The following is a 22,375-nucleotide window of genomic DNA, read 5'->3' as shown; positions in this document are numbered from 1 at the left end:
CGACCCGTTGGCTCATCCGGGCGACAAGAGCAGCTGCGTCCGTCTAATCGTCGGCGTAATCGTCTTCCTCGCGCTTGTGCCCCGTGCTCTTGCGCACACCGAGCGAGCCGGTCACGGAAGGCTCGCGCGCATTCGCGTACGGCCTGCGCGACTGCGCGCGCGAGGCCACCTCTTCACCGGAGACGGCGGCGGGCTGACAGATCAGGCGGCGGCTGGCACGGCGCATCAGATCGACGTGGATGTGATCGTAGTGATAGACGTTCGACCCCGGCGCGAGCACGGTGGTGAAATGCGCGCAAGCGCCCGACTGTACGTCGCGCAAAAATCCCTGCTCCTCCGGCATGCCGCGCCAGCCGTCCTTCACGGTGACGCGGCGGCCGTCGGCGAGCACGAAGGCGGCAATGTCGAGCGCGTTGCCGAAGGCGTGTTCGGAGATGTGGGAATGCGGATTGCCGTTCATGCCGCGGCAGGAATAGGCGGAGATCTGCTTGATCTCGGCGACGCGGACGCCGAACCAGCGCATCGCCGAAGGCTGCACGGTGTCGGCGAGCCAGCGGTCGAGCTCGGACACGATCGGACAGGCGAGCGTCGCGGTCGGCTTGATCGCGACCGGACCGACGGCCGTGACGGGATTGCCCTGCGCGGGGCCAAGGCGCGGCGGCGGCGGCTGCGCAGGCGCCTGCGAGTAAGGTGCCGGCCGCGCCGGATAGCTCGGCGAATTCATGTAGCGCGCCGCGCCCGCGGCATCGGTGCCGTCGGGCGGCAGGTCGATCTCGTCCTCCTGCGCCGCCACGCCGGGCGCGTTCAGTGACACCGGCCCGCTTGAGCTGCCATAGCCAGAGGGTTGGCGCACCGCGCTTTCGGGATAGTTCGATCGTTGCGGATAGGACGATGCCGGATAGTTCTGGCTCTGCGGCGTAGTCGACCGCGGCTGCGTCACCGGCCAGCGCGGCTGGCCGCCGATGCTGCCCGGCGGGCGCAGCTCCTCGTCGGCAAAGCCGTAGCTGCTCGAGGCTTCGCCGATGGCGGCGACCTTGAGCGGAAACTCGGCGCCGCACATGCCGGGCCCGGAGATCGGGTCGATGCGGACGAGATCCGGCCCCTCTTTCACCGCGCCCGATTTCAGGCATGCGGCTTCGGCCTCGGCTCGCCACGGTTCGCGTTCGGCCTGGAAGAAGCCGCGTCCGCAACCCGCTAGCGAAACAAGGACGATGGAGCCGACGAGATACAAACGAACTCCGCGCGTCATGCACGCACGTTCGGTGAATTTACTTAAAGACTCTTCAACACGTTGATTTCAGAGTTCTTTAACCATACGGGCCCGGAGCCGGCAGGCTGAGCGACAGCAAGCCTGACTTTTTCGCAAGGAGACTCTCTGTTAACCATGATGCCTGCGCGCAAAGCGGCGCGCATGGAGGGAGCGACCTCATGACGTTCGCCGGGAGACTGAGCGTTGTCGCCGCATACCTCGCCATGGCCTTCGTCGGCGCCATCGTGCTCGGCATGATTTAGCGGCTTATCGCTCCGATACACGCTCTTCGTCCCTTCTCCCGCAAGGGGAGAGGGGGAGAAAAACTACGACCGCGCGCTCCATTGCCGCGACGTCGTGATCATTTGCTCTCGCGGCGCCTTGATCCGCGTCCAGTCGTTGCCGGAGCACCAGAAGCGGCCGAGCGCGCAGGCTTCGACGTGGAGCCGGCCGGAGCTCTTCAGCGTCATGGTCGCGTAATAGGTGTTGCCGCTGGAGCGGCTGTAGATGTTGCCGGTCCACACGTCGTGCGACTTCGGCTTCATGTTGACGAGCACGCTCTCGCCGCGGCTCGACGCCTCCGTCAGCGCGTAACCGCACAGTGCGGGGCCACAGCGTTCGATGCGAACCGTGCCCTTGGCACCGGGGCTCTCCCATTCGCCCAGTGGCATATAAGCCGGCTCATCGTCGCTGCGCTGTGCGACCGTTGCGGTCTGCTTGATCTCGGGACTTGGGAAGGGCGGCGGCTCCATGCGCGGCGGATCGAGCGTAACGATCTTCGGCGGATCCATTCGCGGCGGGTCGATCCGTGGCGGATTGAGGCTCGGCGCGACGAGTGTCGGCGCCTCGACCCTTGGCGGCGGCAGGACAACAGGCTGCGACGTCGTCGCGGCGACAACAGGGCCGGTCGGCGCGGGCGGTGCCCCGACGACGCTCGCTTGCGCCGGCCTGACCGACGCCGCGGGATAGGCTGGCCGCGGCGGTGCGACCTCAGGCGGCGCGGCTGATGTCGTGTCGACATCCGCTGTCGGTCGAAGGCTGCGGCTGGAGACCGAAACACAAGAGGCCGCCCGGCAATTGCGCGGCGACTCGACATGGAACCGGTGACCGCCGATCGAGAAGGAATAGGAACCGGCCACGGCCGCGGGCGTGATCGCCATCAGTGCGATCAAGGTGCCAAGCGAAGTCGCGAGCCGTTTCATCCACACCTCCTTGAGTGCCGCCGCGAGCTTACACAGAGGCGGCACGGCTGAATGTGCGCTGCCTCACCCAGACGGCGCGGCACCGTTGTGACCCCCATCACAGAACGCCCGGCCAGGCCGGCGTAGGCTCGAACCACGCTTCATCCACCGGCGACTTCAGTCCATCGGGACCACGCCATTTTCGGAGGTTGTCATGAACAAGCTCACCATCGCCGCCACCGCGCTCTTTCTGGCGTCGACCGCCGCCGCCCATGCCGGCGGCAACACGATCTCGTTCCGGATCGAAGGCCAGCACATCCGCATCGAGACGCCGCGCAACTGCGCCTCGCTCAACTGCGTGACCATCGTTGCGCCGGGCCTGTCGGACAAGCCGATCAAGCTGAACAACATCAACCTGAAGGGCCTTGGCGGCTCCAAGGACGATGACGACACCACGCCAAGCACGACGACTGCGCAGCCCGCGCCAGCTTCGGTGCAGCAGCAGCCGGTGCAGCAGGCGCCGGCGCAGGCGACCGCGCCGGCCGCGCCCGCGGTCACGGCTCCCGCCGCTCCGGCCGCGACGGCTGCTGCCGCGCCGTCGGTCGGCTTTGACGCCAATACGCAGCCGGCGCCCGTCGCGGCTCCTGCTCCTGCACCCGCGCCGGTCGCGGTTGCTCCGGCGCCTGTGGTGGTTGCCAACACGCCGATCGGCGTCTGGGCCACCGAAGAGAACAAGGGCAATGTCCGCGTCGAGCAGTGCGGCGCCAATCTCTGCGGCTATGCCGAAAAGACCAATGCGCGCATCCTGATCAACATGAAGCCAGAGGGCTCGAAGTGGAGCGGCCGCATCCACGATCCCGACTCCGGCCGCAATTACGACTCGACCATCGCGATGAAGGGTCCGAATGCGATGCGCGTGCAGGGTTGCGCCTTCGGCGGCATGTTCTGCGGCGGCCAGACCTGGAAGCGCGTGAGCTGACACCGCAGGTGTCATCCCGGGGCGATGCGAAGCATCGAACCCGGGATCTCGCGCGGCGAACTCGCACCACAACTTCGAGATTCCGGGTTCGCGACTTCGTCGCGCCCCGGAATGACGAGTAAGAAGGCGGCGCCAAATCCCTCACCGAACGTGACGTCTGAACGTTCGGCCCTCCTCCTGCCACACACGTTCATCCACCATTCAGGTCCCCCCGGCTGATATCAACCGATCTCGCTCGCGTTCTCACCGGGACTTCCTCGTGACATCAATGCTGGCCTGGCGCCGCTTCGTGTTCGCGCTCGTGCTGCCGGCATTGCCGCTGGCAGGCGCGAGCATTGCGATCGCATCCGATGCGATCGAAGTCGCCCAGGCCCAGCCACAAGCGCAGCCGGCGCCAGCGCCCTCCCCGACGCCATCGGCTTCACCGACACCGGCCGCGGACGCACAACCCGCCGCCGTCGAGCCGATCGGCAACGTTGCGACCGTCACGGGCATCGCGACCGTGATCCGTGACAAGAATTCCTATCCGCTGCGCGTGCGCGACGACATCTATCTCAACGACGTGGTGCAGACCTCGTCGAACTCCACGGTCGGCATCACTTTCGACGACGCCACCACGTTCAATCTTTCAGCCAGCTCGAAGATCACCATCGACAATTACGTCTATGAGGACGGCGGCAGGCAGAACTCAGGGATATTCGACGTCGGAAAGGGCACAGTGGCCTTCGTTGCAGCTGCGGTGGCGAAGACCGGTAACATGAAAATCACGACGCCGACCGCGACGCTCGGCATCCGCGGCACCACCGGCGTCGTCGAGGTGCCTGAAGGCGCGGCAGCGAGCAGCGCGCGCAACGTCAACATCAAGCTCTATCCCGACGCCGACGGCCGCGTCGGCCACATCGACGTCGACGACCGCACCAGCGGCACGCGACTCGGCGCGCTGACGCAAGGCGCGAGCGGCTTTGCGATCCGGCCCGGCGCGGCCACTGCCGGAATCATGCGCTTCGCCGCGGTGCCGATCACGATTCCCGCGCAACAGATCGCACGCGACCGCGGTTTCGTCGGCCAGGTGCATCTGGCGCAAACCACGGGCCGCCAGATCGTCACCGAGCAGCGTGACTTCCGCCGCGCCAATCCGACCGCGCTCAGCCGCATTCCGCGGCCGGCCCAGGCGCCGCAGCAACAACAATTGCGGCCGACGACCGCACCTGGCCAACAGCCGCAGCGGCCGAACGGCCAGCCCGGTCAGAACAACCGTCCGGGTCAGCAGCAGCCGGGCACGCCGGGCCGGCAAGGAACGCAGCAGCCGCCGCGGCAAGGACAACAAGGACAAGGCGGCGTCGTGCAACCGGGCACGCCGCGTGCGGGCCAGGGGCAACTGCCGCGAGGACAACAGCAACAAGGCCAGCCGCAGCGCGGCGAGCAGCAAGGCGCAGGGCGTCCAACGCGCCCTGGACAAGCCACCCCGCCGAACGCCACGCCGCAAACACAGCCGCAGCGTGGTGGGCAGATTCAGCCCGGAGGAGTCGTGCCGTCACAGCCGGGCGGGACTCATCCGCAGTCGCAACTGCCGCGCACCGGCATGCAGCCGGCCCATCCGCCCGCAGTCCAACCGCCGGGCATGCAGCGACCCGGCGGCTTCCAGCAGCGCCTCCCTGCCGCGCAACGCCCCGTAGCGCCGCGCAGACCGGCGCCGGCTCCGAAGGAGAAGGAGCGGCGGTAAAGTTCGGCGTGCATGAGCGCGCTCGGTGCGCTTCCTCGCCTAGGGTGAGGGGCTGCTTCCTCGCCTAGGGTGAGGGGCTGCTTCCTCGCCTAGGGTGAGGGGCTGCTTCCGCAGAAATAGTGGCAGTGAAACTCGCGGAGAGTGCCCCCACCCGGATTGCATCTACGATGCAATCCGACCTCTCCCCGCAAGCTCGCCGCGCAGCCAGGCCTTCACCTTCTGCAGGAGACCATGCCGCAGCTCCTCGACGGATGCGGCTTCGGCCGGCGTCAGCGTCTGCAGCGTTGCATCGATATCGTCGGCCGCGAGCGGCGGCGTCGGCTGGGGCGCGGGCGGCGACGCCAGCCCCGCTGCCGCAAGCGCGATCGGGCCGATCTGGGTCAGAAAGGCGCGCTCATATTCGCGCGACAGGCGCGCAAGCGCGTCGTCCAGCGGCAGCCAGTCGACCGCCTTGATGTCGTTCATCAGCTTGCGGACCGGACCGCCCTCAGCTTCCATGCGCCAGAAATGCACGACCTTGGAACGCCCGCCGGACTGATAGACGAGCGTGCCGAGGAATTCGTGGATGGCGACGTCGTGTCCAGTTTCCTCGATCACCTCGCGGTGCGCGGCCTGTTTCGGCGTTTCGCCGTCGTCGAGCTTTCCCTTGGGCAAAACCCATTCGTTGCGCTTGCGCTGGCGCACGACCGCGATCAGCGGCACAGCTCCACGCCGCAGCACAATACCACCCGCCGCCATGACCGGCGCTCGCGCCATCACTCACATCCGTGTCGATCTATGCATCCCCGCAGCACGATATAGGCGTCGGACGCGGCGGATTGAAGGCTATCCTCTCCTCAACAGCGCTTGACCGGCGCGAATGCGCGTGCCCTCGGCGATGCCGTCGCAGAAGGTGAAATCGCCGGGCGCGAGGATGATGATGGTCGAGCCGTGCTCGAACCAGCCGAGCTCCTCGCCCTTGGCCACGTTGACGTCGCAGGGGAAATTGACCGGGCCGCGGGTCTGCGCGTTCAGCACCATGTCGAGGAAGTGCAGGCGGATGCTCGCGACCAGGATCGCGGCAACCGGCACCAGGGTCACGGCCTCGCCGGTCGAAAGGTGCGTCCGGATCACCGCGCGCTCGTTCTTGCAGAACAGGCGCTCGACCCGCTTCAAGGCGATCGGGTTGACGTTCCAGACATCGCCATGGATCAGCGTGACGCGCTCGATATGCGCGTCATAGGGTGCATGGAAGCGGTGATACATGCTCGAGGTCAGCCGCAGCGTGACGAAGGAGCCGTTGCGGTGCTGGTCGACCAGCGCGGAATCGCCGAGCAGGTCGAGCAGCGAATAGGGCGCGCCCTTGACCTGAAACAGCTCGGTGTCGGCGATCTTCCCGTGGGCACCGACGATGCCGTCGGAGGGGCTGGCGACAATGGAGGGGTCGGGATCAAAAGGCCGCAGTCCCGGCTTGAGCTCCCGGGTGAAGCAGTCGTGCAGGCTCTTGAAATGAGTCTTGCGCGCCTCCGACAGATCGAGGTCGGAGAACAGCTTCCACAGAGCGATCGAGAAGTCCCGCACAAGCGGATTCTCGATCTTGGAGAACCAGCCCATGAAGCGGGTTAGCGCGGCGCGGGGGATGCGGTTGGTCAACAGGAAGTTGAGGTCTTCCTGCTGGGTGAAAGAGGCGATGAGGGCTTTGACTGTCATGAATCTGTCAGCTCACAGTATTAGCGCTTGTTGTCATGGAAACGACACTCCCGATTCTCTCGATGTCCGTGGCCGCCGCAGCGTCTGCTGCCGCCGTCCTCCCGAAGCTCAAGGCGCGGGTCGAACTGTCCCGCGCCAAGCACCGGTCGCTCGCCGGGCACTCCAAGATGTCGCGCCGGGTGGCAAAGCTGCTCCCGTTCTACGAATTCGAGGGCGACAAATATTTCGGCTGCGACGGCGCGCCTGATAACGTGGTGGCGCAGCGTAAGGACGCCTTCTTCCGCCTCGCCAAGCTTTACGCCGAGCGCTACCCCAGGGGTCGCGCGATGACGAAGGAAGCGGCGGAAACCATCTCCGACCTGAACTTCACCGAGAGCTACCGCGTGCCGTTCCAGTTCTCGCGTCTCGTCCGCGAGCATCTGGGCACCTCGACCTTCATGGAGTCCTCGAGCGGCGTCACCGTCACGGACGTCGACGGCAACACCTCCTACGACCTCACGGGCTCCTACGGCGTCAACATCTTCGGCAACGACTTCTACAAGGAGTGCATCGAGGGCGCCGAGAAGCGGGCGCATGCACTCGGCCCCGTGCTCGGCCCCTACCATCCCGTCATCCTCGAGAACGTGCAGCGGCTCCGCCAGATCTCCGGCCTCGACGAAGTCTCGTTCCACATGTCCGGCACCGAGGCCGTGATGCAGGCGGTGCGGCTGGCGCGCTACCACACCAAGCGCACGCATCTGGTTCGTTTCGCCGGCGCCTATCACGGCTGGTGGGGCGACGTGCAGCCCGGCGTCGGCAACCCGATTCCGGCGCACGAGACCTACACCCTCGCCGAGATGTCGGAGAAGACGCTGCACGTCCTGCGCACGCGCAAGGACATCGCCTGCGTGCTGGTCAACCCGCTGCAGGGCCTGCATCCCAACGCCAACGCGCCCGGCGATTCCTCGCTGGTCGACTCGTCTCGCGGCGGCAATTTCGACCGCGCGGCCTACACTGAATGGCTCGCGAGGCTGCGCGAGGTCTGCACCGAGCGCGGCATCGTGCTGATCTTCGACGAGGTCTTCGTCGGCTTCCGTCTCGCCGCCGGCGGTGCCCAGGAATATTTCGGCGTGCGCGCCGACATGGTGACCTACGGCAAGAGCCTCGCCGGCGGCCTGCCGGTCGGCGTGGTCTGCGGCAAGAAGGAATTGATGCGCCGCTTCCGCGACGACCGCCCCGCCGACGTCTGCTTCGCCCGCGGCACCTTCAACTCGCATCCGTACGTCATGACGGCGATGGACGAGTTTTTGAGCCGCCTCGCCTCCCCGAATTTCCGCGCCATCTATGACGGGCTGGATGCGACCTGGAACGGTCGCGCGCAAAAACTCAACCAGATGATGACCGACGCCGGCCTGCCAGTACGGTTCGCCAACTTCTCGTCGATCTGGACGGTGAAATACACCACGCCGTCCCGCTACAACTGGATGCTGCAATATTATCTGCGCGCCGAGGGCTTGGCGCTGAGCTGGGTCGGCACCGGCCGGCTGATCTTCAGCCTCAACTACACCGACGCCGACTTCAGCGAAGTCGCCGAACGCTTCGTCCGCGCCGCCGGGAAGATGAAGGCCGACGGCTTCTGGTGGCACGATGGCGTGCTCACCAACAAGAACATCAAGCGGCAGATTTTGAAAGAGATGCTGGCCAAGCGCTTCGGGCGCTGAGGCTGCCTGCTCCGACGCCGTCATGGCCGGGCAAAGCCGTCCGGAGGACGGCGTCGCTTCCGCTCGCCTATGCCCGGCCATCCACGTGTCTCGACGCAACGGCCCCAAGACGTGGATGCCCGGGACAAGCCCGGGCATGACGTAGACCATGGACATTCGCGATCCGGGCAACGGCCGTGTCAGGCGTGCTGCTCTTCGAGCGTGGGCTCGCCGATGAGGCCCAGCGTGTGCTCGGGATTGAGGTGCAGGCCGGGGTCCATCAGCTCGCCTCGCATCAGGGCGAGCGGCGCGCTGCGATAGAGCATCAGATCGTGGAAGGGATCGGTCAGGATCTTGGTCATCCAGACGAGGCCGGTCTCGACGTCGCGAATGAAGAACAGGTGCACGGTGCGGAACAACAGACCGCCGCCGCCGACCACGAGCCAGATCTTGGCAACCTGCCGCATGAAGTCGGTCGCGGACGCCCAGGGGGTGAACAGGCCGAACAGCGAGGGATCAGCGAACAGCACCAGGGGCGAAGCCGCCCAGATCGCCATCAGCACCACCTTGCGCTGAAGGTTGTAGCCGACCTTGATCTCTTCCTTGTGCTCGTGGGTGGCCTGGTTGATGTGGTCGTAGCCGTGCGGCTCGAAGAAGAAGTGACCGGCCTGGCGCGAGGTCATCGAGACCAGCCAGCCGACCAGTGCGGAGATGACAGGGTCGATGAACAGCCAGACATAGGCGAAGAGAAAGCTCAGCGCGCTGATGAAGTGCAGGCTCTGATTGATGCGGCTGTGGTGATAGTAGCGATGGTCGTCCCAGCGCTGGATCCGCAGCTGCTCGAGATAATTCTTGATCATGCTCTCCCCCAAAATGCTTTCGGGTACGGGATTACAGGGATTCGATGTAGGCCGTGTGACATCATCATTTTGTCATGTGACGATGTGCAGCGGCGCGATGACGCACGCGACGCGTGAGCTTCAGCTCACGCCGCTTTCGCGACGTCGACCTTGCGGAAGCGCACCAGCGAGAAATGGCCGAGCGGCGGAATCAGGCGGCGCTCGGCGAGCTCGATGCCGTGGGCGCCGGCCAGCCACTTGGCATAGCGCGACCAGGCGAACTCGGCGGTGCGGAAGCCGAGCGGACGCACCACCGGCTGCAGCTTCTGCTCGATGAAGCGGCGCATGCCGGCATCGGCGCTGACGCGGGTGAGGATGATCAGCTCGCCGCCGGGCCGCAGCACGCGGGCGAATTCGTCGAGCGCCTTCTCCGGGTTCGGCACCGCGGTGACGACATATTGCGCCATCACGACGTCGAAGGAATTGTCGGGGAATTCGAGCTTCTCGGCGTCCATCACCGCGAGGCCCTCGACGTTCTTCAGCTTGCCCTCGGCGACGCGCTGGCGCGCCTTGTCGAGCATCGCTTCCGAGATGTCGGTGCCGAAGATGCGCAGGTTCGGTGCATAGAGCGGCAGCGAGATGCCGGTGCCGACGCCGACCTCGAGCACGCGGCCGCCGATCTTGTTGGTGGCCGCGATCGCCGCCTGCCGGCCCTTGGCGAACACACCGCCGAACACGAGATCGTAGACGGGCGCCCAGCGGTCATAGGCCTGCTCGACCGTGCCACGGGTGAGATCGAGCTGCTCGGTGCCGTCAAGGTTCATGATCTTAGCCATCGATGAGGTTCTCGCTGTGGGTCAGACGTTTGGGATCAACCGCGCACCGGCCGCCGCGCCATCCGAGGCGAGGCGCGCAAGGCGCGGCTGGGCTGAAGTGAGGTGAGATTGCCGACGAACTGGCGCGCGCTGTTTTCCCAGGAACGCTCCAGCGCGAAGTTACGGCAGGTCTCGCGCGACATGGTGAGCGCGCGCAGGCACGCGGTACGCAAATCGTGGTCGATCGCGCCGATCGGATGATCGGCGATGACGTCTTTTGGACCCGTCACGGGAAACGCCGCAACCGGCGTGCCGCAGGCCAGCGCCTCCAGCTGCACCACGCCAAACGTATCGGTCAGGCTCGGAAACACGAACACGTCGGCGGCGGCGAGATGCGCGGTGAGATCCGCGCCCTTCTTCTCGCCGAGGAACACCACCTCCGGATATTTCTTCTGGAGCGCCGCCTTCTGCGGGCCGTCGCCGACGACGACCTTGGTGCCGGGCAGATCGAGCGAGAGAAACGCTTCGAGATTCTTCTCTACCGCGACCCGGCCCATGGTCATGAAGATCGGCCCCGGCAGATCGAGCCGTGCCGGCGAGTCGGGATGAAACAGCTCGGTGTTGACGCCGCGCGTCCAGAAGCCGAGCCGCTTGAAGCCGCGCTCGGAGAGCTCTTGCCGCAGCGAGGGCGTCGCCACCATCGTCATCGCGGCGGCATCATGGAAGTGGCGCAGCACGGCATAACCGACGGCGGCGGGGATGCCGGTCCGCACCGAGACATATTCGGGAAAGCGCGTCGTGTAGGACGTGGTGAAGGCAAGCCGGTTGCGACGGCAATAGGCTCGCGCGGCCCAGCCGATCGGACCTTCGGTCGCGATGTGGAGCGCGTCCGGCGCGGCCTTCTCGATCCGTCGCGCGATCTCCTTTCCGCTCGGCAGCGCGATGCGCAGGCCCGGATAGGTCGGCAGCGGCCAGGACGGAAAGCCGTCCGGCGTCAGGAAGTCGATCTCGACATCGAGGGCCTTGGCGGCATTCGCCAGCGAGGTCAGGGTGCGGACCACACCGTTAACTTGGGGATGCCAGGCGTCAGTCGCGATTAATACCCGCATGGGGAAATCCCGAGAGTTTGATGATTCTCGGTTTCCGACCATCAACGAAGGATATTTCAGGCGTGTGACGTCACAGAAGTGTCGGCCCACCGTTTTGTTCGTTAACGGGCACCTGCGGCCACGAAACTGTCATGAAACAATCCTTGCCGCCGTGAAACCGTTTTCGGTTTTCCGCGCAAATGTCCCGAAACGTTTTGCGGTTAGTGATCTCAGCAACAGAGCACCGCAACGGTGCCGCGGTGGCCGAAACCACCGAGCAAACAGGGGCGATCACATGTTCAATCTGGATACGTTCAAGACGTTTTCGCGCGCCGTTGCATTCGGCGCAGTCGCGGTCTCCGCGATCGCATTCGCGGGTAGCGCCAAGGCCGCGCCGGTGCAGCTCTTCCCCTTCTTCCAGCCGCTGCCGCCGTTCGCCGCGCCGCAGCCGATCCAGCCCTATCAGCCCTACCAGGCGCCGACCTATCAGACCGAGCCGTTCGAGGATCAGGACGCCGTGGAGATGCCGGCACGCTTCCGCCGCCAGACCGTCTCCTACGCGACGCGTGAGGCGCCGGGCACCATCATCATCGATACGCCCAACACCTATCTCTATTATGTGCTCGGAGGCGGCCAGGCGCTGCGCTACGGCATCGGCGTCGGCCGCGACGGCTTCACCTGGTCGGGCACGCAGTCCGTCACCAGGAAGGCCGAGTGGCCGGCCTGGACTCCGCCGCCGGAAATGATCGCCCGCCAGCCCTATCTGCCGCGCCACATGGCCGGTGGCCCCGGCAACCCGCTTGGCGCCCGCGCCATGTATCTCGGCGGCACCATCTACCGCATCCACGGCACCAACGCCCCCGACACCATCGGCAAGCGCGTCTCCTCCGGCTGCATCCGCCTGACCAATGATGACGTTTCCGACCTCTACTCCCGCGTCAACGTCGGCACCAAGGTGATTGTGCTGCCGATGACGGAACGGAGAGCGGAGCTCGGAACCGCGACGCGCTGAACCGACAGGACATTGTGACGCAAACGGCCCCGGAACATCCCCGGGGCCGCCTTCGTTTGCCCTCGACATTCCGGCGCGCGCTTGCTGAGGCGCGGGTCCCCGATGGAGGCGCAAATGCAATTCTCGGCGAACTCATGGCTGCGCCCAGTCGCCGGTGCCGGAGCGTTAACGCTGCTCGTGTCCGTACCCTCCTCGCTCGCTCAGCAGCCGGCGAGCGAAGCGGCAGCTCAGCAGGCCTTCAACAATTCCTGCCGCACCTGCCATTCCGTGAAGGAAGGCGACAATCGCCTCGGTCCCAATCTCAACAAGATCGTGGGACGCAAGGCCGGCTCGCTGCCGGACTACAACTACTCGTCCTCGATGAAAGAGGCCGGCTTCGTCTGGGACCAGGACAAGCTCACGCGCTTCATGGTCAAGCCGGACGAGGTCGTATCCGGCAACAAGATGCAGCCCTATGGCGGCGTCTCGGCGGAGGACGCGGCGAAGGTGGTGGCGTATCTGCAGGCGGCGGGCGGGCAATAGTCGCGTGGGCGCCGCGTGTGAGGCTTGCATTCGAAATCTCAGCGCAATCCTTCGAGACGCCCGCCTGCGGCGGGCCCTCAGGATGAGGACGGAGTGTGCGGCAGCTCGTGCTCACGCAGCTATTGCACCAGGGCGCGAATGCCAGTTAGCCTCATCCTTGAGGAGACCGCGAAGCGGTCGCCTCGAAGGACGAGGCGTTCACACCGGCGGAAATCGCTCATCCGCCGGTCCTCTCTGAGATCAATCGCAGCCACGCCGCTGAATGAAACGCGCTCATCAGCAGATACATCGGCACCATCTCGCCGAGCGAAGACCCGCGCCCGGCGGCGCACAGCATGTCCGCCTGACCGCCGCCGATCATGGCCGTCAGCCCGGCCATGATCGCAAAGGTCGGCGTGGCCGCGAGGCCGAGCCATCTGGCAAGGCTGGCGGCACTAGTCACGACCTTCCGCCGCCTCCTGACGAAACGCCTTCTCGCCGGCGTCCGAGATCTCGACCCACTTCTGGTCGGGCGCCGCGCCTTCGGTGTAGCTGTCGTGCCAGTTCCACCATTTGTAGGTCGGCGTCTGCGGATAGCCTTTTGGCGAGTCTTCCCAGACCTCCTGGCGGCCGAGCGGCGTGATGTCGAGATAATTCCAGGTGCCGCCCATCTGCTCGTCGCCGCGGCTCTTGATGAAATAGGTGCGGAAGATGCGGTCGCCGTCGCGGTAGAACACGTTCGTCCCGTGCCATTCGTCGACGCCGAAATCGGCATCAAAGCTGTCGGTGACGGTGACCCACGGCATGGTCCAGCCCATATGCTTCTTCAGCCTGATGATGTCGGCTCGCGGCGCCCGCGAGGCGAACACCAGCGTGGTGTCGCGAGCGTTGAGATGCGCGACGTGGGCGACCTGGTCGGCCACCATGGAGCAGCCGCGGCAGGCGTGATCAGGCCAGCCGAACACGCCCGGCTCGAAGAAGGCGCGGTAGACGATCAGCTGCCGTCGGCCCTGGAACAGGTCGAGCAGGCTGACCTTGCCGCCGGGCCCCTCGAACGCATAGATTTTGCTCACTTCCATCCACGGCATGCGCCGGCGCTCGGCGGCCAGGGCGTCGCGGGCACGGGTATGCGCCTTTTCCTTCACGAGCAGTTGCTGACGGGCGGCCTCCCAATCCTGCGGCGACACCACCGGCGGTGTTTGCATGTCGGCCTGTCCGTTGTTCCGTTCGTTTTGGGCTAATGTCATCATGACTCTCCGAATCTCTTGCCTGACGTCTTGCCTGGGCGATCATTCCGCGTCTCGTGGAACCGCTCGCCCTTCACCGCACCTTGTCGGCCGTCAACGAATTCTGGCACCTCGTGGTTGCGCGGTGGGAGTAACAAGTGTGGCGGGATTGACATGGAGTCGCTGATCACGGCCGCAGCGCGCGCGCTCGAGGCCGGCGATCCGCTCGGCGCGCTGAACCGCGTTGCGTTGCGCAACGATGCGCCGTCGCTGGCGCTGCGCGGCATCGCGATGGCGCAGCTCGGCGATCTCGCAAAGGCGAAGACGCTGCTGCGAAGCGCCGCGCGCGCCTTCGGTCCGCGCGAGGCTGTGGCTCGCGCGAGATGCGTGGTGGCCGAAGCCGAGATCGCGCTGGTTTCGCGCGATCTCGGCTGGCCGACGAAGACGCTCGCGGCGGCACGGACGACGCTCGAAAAGCACGGCGATGTCGCCAATGCCACGCATGCAGGCCACATCGAGGCACGCCGTCTTCTTCTCGTCGGACGGCTCGACGAAGCCGAGCGTATCCTCGCCGAGCTCGGCACCTCCCCGCTGCCGCCTGCCCCGCAGGTCGTCCGCGAGCTCGTGGTCGCCGGCATCGCAATACGGCGGCTCAGAACCAAAGACGCGCGCGTGGCGCTTGGCCGGGCGGCTCACGCAGCGAGCCTGGCGGGCATCCCAGGGCTGACAGCCGAGGTCGAGAGCACGAACCGCGTGCTCGATACGCCCGCGGCACGCCTGATCACGCATGGCAACGAACGTCCGTTGCTGCTGGAGCAGGTCGAGGAGCTCGCGGCTTCGGACGCGCTGGTCGTAGACACGTTCCATCATTCGGTGCGCAGGCGGGGCACGATCGTATCGCTCGGAACCCGCCCGGTGCTGTTCGCACTCGCCCGCGTCCTGGCGCAGGCCTGGCCCGCGGACGTCTCGCGAGAGGCGCTGATGGCTGGGGCGTTTCAGGCGAGGCACGTCGATGAATCGCACCGCGCGCGCCTGCGCGTGGAGATCGGCCGCCTCCGCGCCAAGCTCAAGCCTGTGGCCGATGTCACTGCGACGAAGCAGGGTTTTGCACTGACGCCGCGCAAGACGCGGCAGGTCATGGTACTGGCGCGGCCCGTCGAGGAGAAGCACGCCGCTGTCCTCGCCTTCCTCTCCGACGGCGAGCCGTGGTCGAGCTCGGCGCTCGCGCTGGCACTGGGAACCAGTGCGCGCACGGTTCAACGCGCGCTCGACGAGCTGGCGCGATCGAACAAGGTGCAGTCGTTCGGACATGGGCGGGCGCGGCGCTGGATGACGCCGCCTGTCCCGGGTTTCCCGACAGGCTTGTTACTCCCGGGACCGCTCCTGAAGACGTAAGGTAGGAGCACATCACAGGGAGCGATCACATGAAGCGTTCAGCCGCCGAGATCATCAGGGAGTACGGACCTTTTGCCGGCGTCGAGGCCGTGCATGGCGTCACCTATGACGGCAGCCATGTCTGGTTCGCATCCGGCGACAAGTTGAATGCGATCGATCCTGATAGCGGCAAGGTCGCGCGCTCCCTCGATGTCGCAGCCCATGCGGGAACGGCGTTCGACGGCCTGCACCTGTTCCAGATCGCCGAGGATCGCATCCAGAAGATCGATGCGGCCTCGGGCAAGGTGCTCGCCAGCATTCCTGCGCCGGGTGGCGGTGGCGATTCCGGCCTGGCCTGGGCCGAGGGCTCGCTGTGGGTCGGGCAATATCGCGAGCGCAAGATCCATCAGGTCGATCCGGACACGGGCAAGGTCCTTCGCACCATCGAGAGCAAGCGGTTCGTGACCGGGGTGACCTGGGTCGATGGCGAGCTCTGGCACGGCACCTGGGAGGGCGAGGATAGCGATATCAGGCGGATCGATCCTGACACGGGCAAGGTACTCGAACTGCTCGACCTGCCGGCGGGGACGATGGTGTCAGGACTGGAGTCCGACGGCGGCGACCGCTTCTTCTGCGGCGGTGGCGCTAACGGCAATGTGAGAGCGGTCCGCCGTCCCCGGCGCGGGGCCTGAATGCACGGCAGCGATGCGGTCGCTGCCGTTAGCCCGTTCGCCCCAATTCCACCCCATCGGTGCGCTCTAGCGCCCTCCTCGCCTGCCCTGTAGAATCCCTGCCGGGGCGGCTTGGGGGATCGATGCGACTGACGTTGAATCTGAAGACCATCACGATCGCCGTCGTAGTGCTCGCGGCGTCGTTCTTCATCAGCTTGAAGGCCATGGACTGGCTGTCGCCGCGTGCGACGAATTCCGCGCCGCCGGTGGCGCAACTGCCGCCGTTGCCGCCGGTCGCGAAGAGCTCGATCGTCGTGGCACCAGTCGCCATCGCGCTGTCGGCGATCCGCGACCAGGCCGAGAAGGCTGCCCCGCGCAATTTCGCAGGGAAGGCCGACAACCCGATCTCGCAAATCCTGGAGAACGCCGACATCGGCTGGACCGCCGTGCGCGGGCCGATGGCAGCTGCCGGCGACAAGGACGTGCTGACGATCTCGACACCGCTCAGCGGCAAGCTGAACGTGACGGGCTCGCTGTCCTCGAAAGCCACCGGCGCGCTCGGCGATGCGCTCAGCGGCGTGCTCGGCGGTGACGCAGCGAAACGGATCGGCGCGGTCAACATCAAGAATCTCAACGCCAGCGCTGAGATCAAGGGCAACGTGATCGTCACTTCGCGGCCAAAGCTCGCGGCCAACTGGCATATCGAGCCCAATCTCGGCGCCCAGGTCAATCTCGGCGACACCAACCTCAACGTCGCCGGCGCCAAGGTCAACGTGCCGGCGCAGGTCAAGCCGCTGATCGACAAGAATGTCGGCGAGCAGATCAACATCGTCTCCGAACGCATCCGCAACGATCCGAGCCTGCGCGAGAATGCGAAGCTGCAATGGGCCAAGGCCTGCCGCTCAATCCCGCTGCAGGGATCTAGCTCCTCGGCCGCGCTTCCGCCGCTCTGGCTGGAGATGAAGCCGATCCGCGCCATTGCCGCGCAGCCGCGCGTCGATGCCCAGGCCGTGACGCTGCTGATGGGGCTGGAAGCGGAGACGCGCGTGACGTCGACGCAGACCAAGCCGGACTGCCCGTTCCCCGACAAGATCTCGATCGTGCCGCCGACCGGCACCGGCGTGAGCATCGGCGTGCCCATCGACGTGCCCTTCACCGAGATCAACAAGCTGATCGCCGCGCAGATGGTCGGCCACACCTATCCCGAGGACGGCTCCGGCCCGGTCGACGTGACCGTCAAGAGCGTCAACGTGGTCCCGTCGGGCGAGCGCCTGCTGATCTCGCTTTTGGTGCGCGCCAAGGAAAAGAAGAGCTGGCTCGGTCTCGGCGCCGAGGCGACCGTGCACATCTGGGGCCGGCCGGTGCTCGACCAGGGGCAGCAGACGCTGCGGCTCACCGACATCCAGCTTGCTGTGGAATCGGAAGCCGCCTTCGGCCTACTGGGTGCCGCGGCGCGCGCGGTGGTGCCGCAGATGCAGCAAGCACTGCTGCAGAGGGCGACGCTCGACCTGAAGCCGATCGCCGCCAACGCGCGCGAGAAGATCGCTGGCGTCATCGCCGACTTCCAGAAAAGCGAGGACGGCGTCAAGGTCGACGCCAAGATCGACAGCCTGACGCTGGCCGACATTGCCTTCGATTCCAAGACGCTGCGCGTGGTCGCGGAAGCCGGCGGCACGCTGAATGTGTCGGTGACGAAGCTGTCGGGGATGTAGCTCGCCTTCATTCGCCGCGCTTGGACGCCTCTTGATCGGTTGCGCCGCTGGCATTCTGATCGGAGGATGCTAAGCTGTTCCTCGCAACCTCGAATGAGGTGCCGACGGCACTGTAGTGGGTAAACGCGAGGTCAACATGGAAGCCGGCATGGTCACGCCTGCGCCGGCACTGGTGCGCTTTTCCGGCATTCAGAAGACCTATGATGGCGAGCATCTCGTGGTGAAGAACCTCGATCTCGACATCAGGAAGGGCGAGTTCATCACCCTGCTCGGCCCGTCGGGCTCGGGCAAGACGACCACGCTGATGATGCTGGCCGGCTTCGAGGTTCCGACCCATGGCGAGATCTACCTCGCGGGCCGGCCGATCAAGAACATGCCGCCGCACAAGCGCGACATCGGCATGGTGTTCCAGAACTATGCCTTGTTTCCGCACCTGACGATCGCGGAGAATATTGCCTTCCCGCTATCCGTTCGCAAGACGAACAAGGCGGACGTGCAGGAACGCGTTGGATCGGCGTTACGCATGATCAAGATGGAAAACCTGGCGCACCGGCGGCCCGGACAGCTGTCCGGCGGTCAGCAGCAGCGCGTGGCGCTGGCCCGCGCGCTGGTCTTCAATCCGCAACTCGTGCTGATGGACGAGCCTCTGGGCGCTCTCGACAAGCGCCTGCGGGAGCAGATGCAGTTGGAGATCAAGCAACTGCACGAGACGATGGGCATCACCGTCGTTTACGTCACCCACGATCAGAGTGAAGCGCTCACCATGTCGGACCGCATCGCCGTGTTCAACGACGGCATCGTGCAGCAGATCGACAAGCCCGACGCGCTGTATGAGCATCCGGTGAACAGCTTCGTCGCCCATTTCATCGGCGAGAACAATGTGCTGGCCGGCACCGTCGAGACGGTCGACAGCGACTATTGCCGCGTCGCGCTGGCTGGCGGCGGCACTGTCACCGCACGGGCGGTCAATGTATCAGGCGCGGGCGCATCGACCTCGCTGTCGGTGCGGCCGGAGCGGATCACCATTATCCCGGACGGCACCTCCAGCGACGGACCGAACCGGCTGCCGGCCAGGGTGCAGAACACCATCTATCTCGGCGACCACGCGCTGGCCGTGCTCGATGTCTCGGGGAATGCCGAGTTCATGGTCAAGCTTCAGCCCGGCGCACATGACAGCCTGACACACGGTGCAAACGTGTTCGTCACCTTTCACCCCGAGGACTGCCTCGCCCTCGATCCTGTCTGATCCAGCGATCGAACTCAACGCAACGCACATGAAGAAGGAACCATGACCATGCTGAAGCGCAAGATTGGCAAGATTGCTCTGGGTTTCGCTGCGGCCTTCACCGCTAGCGCCGCGCTGGCCACGGTCGGGCAGGCGCGCGACCTCACCGTCGTGTCGTGGGGCGGCGCGTATCAGGATGCCCAGAAGAAGGCCTATTTCGAGCCGTTCAAGAAGGCGGCCGGAATTGCCATGAACGATGAATCCTGGGACGGCGGCGTCGGCGTGCTGCGTGCCAAGGTGCAGGGCGGCGCCGCCACCTGGGACGTCGTCCAGGTCGAGAGCGACGAACTCGCGGTGGGCTGCGAGGAAGGCCTGTTCGAGAAGCTGGACTATTCCAAGATCGGCGGCGAGGCCGCCTACATCCCGCCGTCGGTCAATCCGTGCGGCGTCGGCGCCATCCTCTATGACTTTGTTCTCGGCTATGACAAGGACAAGCTGAAGGAAGCGCCCAAGGGCTGGGCCGACTTCTTCGACACCAAGAAGATTCCGGGCAAGCGCGCCCTGCGTCAGGGCCCGAAGACCACACTGGAGATCGCTCTGATGGCCGACGGCGTCGCGCCGAAGGACGTCTACAAGGTGCTGGCGACCGACGAAGGCGTCGAGCGCGCGTTCAAGAAGCTCGACACCATCAAGGGCGACATCGTGTGGTGGAAGGCCGGCGCCCAGCCGCCGCAACTGCTCGCCTCCGGAGAAGTCGCGATGACCTCGGTCTACAATGGCCGCATCGACACAGCGAACAAGAACGAGAAGAAGAACTTCGGCATGGTCTGGGACGGCGCGCTGTTCACGCTCGACAGCTGGGTCATCCTGAAGGGCAGCCCGAACAAGGACGCCGCCTACAAGTTCCTGGACTTCGCAGGCAAGGCGGAGAACCAGTCGAAACTGTCGGAGAATATCTCCTATGGCACCTCGAACAAGGACGCAGCCGGACGGCTCGCGCCGGCCGTTCTGAAGGACCTGCCGACGGCGCCTGACAACATCAAGAATGCGGTCGAGATCAACGTTGCGTTCTGGCTCGAGAACATCGACCGCCTGACCGAACGCTTCAACAAATGGGCCGCGAAATAGCGCGCCCGGCAAGGCTCGACGAATGACGGATGCGTCCCTGTCCGGTGCCAATGCGTCGACCGAGGTGCCGCTCAAGCGCCGATTGCGGCGCGCGGAGCGGACACGCCAGGTCAAGGCGTTGGCGCTGATCGCGCCGCTTCTCGTCTTCCTGCTCTTCACCTTCGCAGGCCCCATCGCCGGCATGCTGTGGCGCGCGGTCGATGACCGGGAAGTGCGTCAGGTTCTGCCCCAGACGATCGCCGCTCTCGCCAGCTGGGACGGCAAGGACCTGCCGGCCGAAGAAGCCTTTGCTGCGCTGGCAAGCGACATCATGGCGGCGCGCGCCTCCGGCACCATTGCGATCGCGGCCAAGCGGCTGAACTACGCACTCAACGGTTTTCGCACGATCCTGACCAGCACGGCACGCAATCTGAAGACGATGCCCGAGCCCGGCACGGCCAAGGAGACGCTGGGCAAGATCAATCCGGCCTGGCGCGAACGCACGACCTGGACGACAATCCGGGATGCCAGTGGCCCGGTCACGGGCTTCTACCTTCTGGCGGCGCTCGACCTTGTCAGGAACGTCGACGGCGTGATCGTCGCGGCCCCGCCGGACCAGGCCATCTATCGCAGCCTGTTCACCCGCACCTTCATCATCAGCCTCAGCGTCACCGTACTCTGCCTGATCCTCGGCTTCCCGGTCGCCTACCTCTTGGCGACGCTGCCGCCGAGCCGCTCGAACCTGCTGATGATCTTCGTCCTGCTGCCGTTCTGGACCTCGCTCCTGGTCCGCACCTGCGCCTGGATCGTGCTGCTGCAGAGCAAGGGCGTCGTGAACGACAGCCTGCACTGGCTCGGCATCATCGACGAGCCGTTGCGCCTGATCTACAACCGCTTCGGTGTCTGCGTGGCGATGACCCACGTTCTCCTGCCATTCATGATCCTGCCGCTCTACAGCAGCATGAAGGCGATCTCGCCGGCTTACATGCGTGCCGCGGCCTCGCTCGGCGCGCCACCGGTCACCGCCTTCCTGCGAATCTACCTGCCGCAGACCCTGCCCGGCATCGGCGCGGGAAGCCTGCTCGTGTTCATCCTGGCGCTCGGCTATTACGTCACACCTGCGCTCGTCGGCGGCGCCGCCGATCAGATGATCAGCTACTTCATCGCGCTCTACACCACCGAAACCGCCAATTGGGGCCTTGCTTCGGCGCTCGGTGCGGTGCTGCTGCTGGCCACCCTTCTGCTGGCACTGGTCTACGGCAAGCTGGTGCAGGGCCAGCAGGTCACGGGAGGGATGAAGAATTGAGCGACAATGCTCCCCTCCGCACGCCCAGCCAGCGCATCGCGTGGACCGCGACCATCATTGTCTCCACGCTGGTGTTCATCTTCCTGATCGCGCCGATCCTGGCGATCATGCCGTTGTCCTTCAGCTCGGGCTCGTACCTGACCTATCCGCTGCCGGGCCTGTCGTTGCGTTGGTACGACGACTTCCTCAATTCGCCGCGCTGGATGAATTCGCTGAAGAACAGCATGATCATCGGCGTCGCCTCGACGCTGCTGTCCATGGTGCTCGGCACGCTGGCCGCGCTCGGTCTGGCGCAGTGGAAGAGCCGGTTCAAACCGCTCGTGCTGGCCTTCGTGCTGTCGCCGGTCGTCGTCCCCGGTGTCATCACCGCGGTCGGCCTGTATTTCTTCTTCGCGCCGATCGGACTGACCGGCAGCTATCTCGGCTTGATCCTGGCCCACACCGCGCTGGCGACGCCTTTCGTCGTGATCACGGTCGGCGCGACGCTGCAGAGCTTCGACACCAATCTGGCCCGCGCCGCCGCCTCGCTCGGCGCCTCGCCGCTCGAGGCGTTCCGCCGTGTGATCCTGCCGCTGATCCTGCCCGGCCTCGCTTCGGGTGCATTGTTCGCCTTCGCGACCAGCTTCGACGAGGTGGTAATCGTTCTGTTCATGGCCGGTCCGGAACAGCGCACCCTGCCGCGCGAAATGTTCAGCGGCATCCGCGAGAACATCAGCCCGACGATCACGGCAGCGGCGGTCATTTTGACGACGGTCTCGGTGATCCTCCTCGCCACCCTCGAAGGCCTGCGCCGCCGCAATGAACGGCTCAAGGGTGGCGGCTGAGAGCCGGGCGTGACTTCTCTCCTTCCCCGCAAGGACGGCGGCAGTATCGTAGGGTGGGCAAAGCGAAGCGTGCCCACCATTTCTGTTGCGGTGTTGGGGTAGATGGTGGGCACGGCGCTTTGCGCCTTTGCCCACCCTTGTATTAGCGCGCCGGATTAGAATGGCCTGGTTCCGT

At 65.7% G+C, this 22,375-nt stretch carries 21 protein-coding genes; 12 read left to right on the top strand and 9 right to left on the bottom strand.

Going from position 1 to position 22,375, the window contains the following annotated elements; translation table 11 throughout:
* Positions 1-43: 43 nt before the first annotated feature.
* Together GDN70_RS10675 and GDN70_RS10670 are read right to left on the bottom strand one after the other, a co-directional pair.
* Positions 44-1,249 carry an extensin family protein gene (locus GDN70_RS10675; RefSeq protein WP_152102492.1) on the bottom strand — a complete coding sequence of 402 codons (1,206 nt, stop codon included), beginning with the start codon at positions 1,247-1,249 and terminating at the stop codon, positions 44-46.
* Between the two features lie 326 nt (positions 1,250-1,575).
* Positions 1,576-2,451 carry a DUF2147 domain-containing protein gene (locus GDN70_RS10670; RefSeq protein ID WP_152102491.1) on the bottom strand — a complete coding sequence of 292 codons (876 nt, stop codon included), beginning with the start codon at positions 2,449-2,451 and terminating at the stop codon, positions 1,576-1,578.
* Between the two features lie 193 nt (positions 2,452-2,644).
* Here GDN70_RS10670 and GDN70_RS10665 point away from each other — a divergent pair, with 193 nt between their 5' ends.
* Both GDN70_RS10665 and GDN70_RS10660 read left to right on the top strand, forming a co-directional pair.
* Positions 2,645-3,409, top strand: coding sequence for a DUF2147 domain-containing protein (locus tag GDN70_RS10665; protein ID WP_152102490.1), 765 nt, complete (start codon positions 2,645-2,647; stop codon positions 3,407-3,409).
* 268 nt (positions 3,410-3,677) lie between these two features.
* Positions 3,678-5,132: a FecR domain-containing protein gene (locus GDN70_RS10660; RefSeq protein ID WP_161966532.1), complete on the top strand. Its 1,455-nt coding sequence runs from the start codon at positions 3,678-3,680 to the stop codon at positions 5,130-5,132.
* Between the two features lie 162 nt (positions 5,133-5,294).
* Here the strand turns inward: GDN70_RS10660 and GDN70_RS10655 are convergent, their stop codons facing one another.
* Both GDN70_RS10655 and asd read right to left on the bottom strand, forming a co-directional pair.
* Entirely contained in the window at positions 5,295-5,888 is a 594-nt protein-coding gene (locus GDN70_RS10655) for an NUDIX hydrolase (RefSeq protein WP_152102489.1), read from the bottom strand.
* A gap of 69 nt (positions 5,889-5,957) precedes the next feature.
* Complete coding sequence (gene asd / locus GDN70_RS10650) at positions 5,958-6,821, bottom strand: archaetidylserine decarboxylase (RefSeq protein ID WP_095426052.1); 864 nt, start codon at positions 6,819-6,821, stop codon at positions 5,958-5,960.
* 35 nt (positions 6,822-6,856) lie between these two features.
* Here asd and GDN70_RS10645 point away from each other — a divergent pair, with 35 nt between their 5' ends.
* Positions 6,857-8,521 carry an aminotransferase class III-fold pyridoxal phosphate-dependent enzyme gene (locus GDN70_RS10645; protein ID WP_152102488.1) on the top strand — a complete coding sequence of 555 codons (1,665 nt, stop codon included), beginning with the start codon at positions 6,857-6,859 and terminating at the stop codon, positions 8,519-8,521.
* Positions 8,522-8,700: 179 nt separating this feature from the next.
* On the opposite strand, the gene GDN70_RS10640 is transcribed toward GDN70_RS10645, so the two are convergent.
* The 3 genes from GDN70_RS10640 to GDN70_RS10630 form a co-directional block, all read right to left on the bottom strand.
* The gene (locus GDN70_RS10640) at positions 8,701-9,360 is read right to left on the bottom strand and encodes a hypothetical protein (protein ID WP_028145558.1); all 660 of its coding nucleotides are present in this window, start codon (positions 9,358-9,360) and stop codon (positions 8,701-8,703) included.
* 125 nt (positions 9,361-9,485) lie between these two features.
* On the bottom strand, positions 9,486-10,175 hold the full coding sequence (locus GDN70_RS10635) for a methyltransferase domain-containing protein (protein WP_038947708.1): 690 nt from the start codon (positions 10,173-10,175) through the stop codon (positions 9,486-9,488).
* 35 nt (positions 10,176-10,210) lie between these two features.
* Positions 10,211-11,263, bottom strand: coding sequence for a glycosyltransferase family 1 protein (locus tag GDN70_RS10630; protein WP_028145560.1), 1,053 nt, complete (start codon positions 11,261-11,263; stop codon positions 10,211-10,213).
* A gap of 274 nt (positions 11,264-11,537) precedes the next feature.
* Here GDN70_RS10630 and GDN70_RS10625 point away from each other — a divergent pair, with 274 nt between their 5' ends.
* Both GDN70_RS10625 and GDN70_RS10620 read left to right on the top strand, forming a co-directional pair.
* Positions 11,538-12,254, top strand: a complete 717-nt coding sequence (locus GDN70_RS10625; RefSeq protein WP_038971272.1) for a L,D-transpeptidase — start codon at positions 11,538-11,540, stop codon at positions 12,252-12,254.
* Between the two features lie 102 nt (positions 12,255-12,356).
* The gene (locus GDN70_RS10620) at positions 12,357-12,776 is read left to right on the top strand and encodes a cytochrome c family protein (protein ID WP_028145562.1); all 420 of its coding nucleotides are present in this window, start codon (positions 12,357-12,359) and stop codon (positions 12,774-12,776) included.
* A 217-nt stretch (positions 12,777-12,993) separates the two neighbouring features.
* Here GDN70_RS10620 and GDN70_RS10615 read toward each other — a convergent pair whose 3' ends face one another.
* Both GDN70_RS10615 and GDN70_RS10610 read right to left on the bottom strand, forming a co-directional pair.
* Complete coding sequence (locus GDN70_RS10615) at positions 12,994-13,218, bottom strand: hypothetical protein (RefSeq protein WP_038971273.1); 225 nt, start codon at positions 13,216-13,218, stop codon at positions 12,994-12,996.
* Positions 13,211-14,002 carry a DUF899 domain-containing protein gene (locus GDN70_RS10610; protein WP_371731545.1) on the bottom strand — a complete coding sequence of 264 codons (792 nt, stop codon included), beginning with the start codon at positions 14,000-14,002 and terminating at the stop codon, positions 13,211-13,213. The genes GDN70_RS10615 and GDN70_RS10610 overlap by 8 nt, the downstream gene beginning before the upstream one ends.
* Before the next feature lie 153 nt (positions 14,003-14,155).
* On the opposite strand from GDN70_RS10610, the gene GDN70_RS10605 reads away from it, so the two are divergent.
* From GDN70_RS10605 to GDN70_RS10575, 7 genes are all read left to right on the top strand, one after another.
* Entirely contained in the window at positions 14,156-15,376 is a 1,221-nt protein-coding gene (locus GDN70_RS10605) for a helix-turn-helix domain-containing protein (protein WP_095426044.1), read from the top strand.
* A 29-nt stretch (positions 15,377-15,405) separates the two neighbouring features.
* Positions 15,406-16,047, top strand: a complete 642-nt coding sequence (locus GDN70_RS10600; protein WP_038971277.1) for a PQQ-binding-like beta-propeller repeat protein — start codon at positions 15,406-15,408, stop codon at positions 16,045-16,047.
* A gap of 122 nt (positions 16,048-16,169) precedes the next feature.
* Positions 16,170-17,738, top strand: a complete 1,569-nt coding sequence (locus tag GDN70_RS10595; protein ID WP_152102487.1) for a DUF4403 family protein — start codon at positions 16,170-16,172, stop codon at positions 17,736-17,738.
* Between the two features lie 136 nt (positions 17,739-17,874).
* Positions 17,875-18,984, top strand: coding sequence for an ABC transporter ATP-binding protein (locus GDN70_RS10590; protein WP_152103680.1), 1,110 nt, complete (start codon positions 17,875-17,877; stop codon positions 18,982-18,984).
* Positions 18,985-19,032: 48 nt separating this feature from the next.
* The gene (locus tag GDN70_RS10585; RefSeq protein WP_038971281.1) at positions 19,033-20,091 is read left to right on the top strand and encodes an ABC transporter substrate-binding protein; all 1,059 of its coding nucleotides are present in this window, start codon (positions 19,033-19,035) and stop codon (positions 20,089-20,091) included.
* A gap of 22 nt (positions 20,092-20,113) precedes the next feature.
* Positions 20,114-21,376: an ABC transporter permease gene (locus GDN70_RS10580; protein ID WP_152102486.1), complete on the top strand. Its 1,263-nt coding sequence runs from the start codon at positions 20,114-20,116 to the stop codon at positions 21,374-21,376.
* Complete coding sequence (locus GDN70_RS10575; protein ID WP_028145570.1) at positions 21,373-22,200, top strand: ABC transporter permease; 828 nt, start codon at positions 21,373-21,375, stop codon at positions 22,198-22,200. Before GDN70_RS10580 ends, GDN70_RS10575 begins: the two co-directional genes overlap by 4 nt.
* Positions 22,201-22,375 lie beyond the last annotated feature (175 nt).

The sequence above is a fragment of the Bradyrhizobium sp. TM102 genome, from assembly GCF_009176685.1.
GTDB lineage: Bacteria > Pseudomonadota > Alphaproteobacteria > Rhizobiales > Xanthobacteraceae > Bradyrhizobium > Bradyrhizobium ottawaense.
Note: the sequence above shows the minus strand (reverse complement) of the source record. Positions and strands in the feature narration are given on the sequence as shown.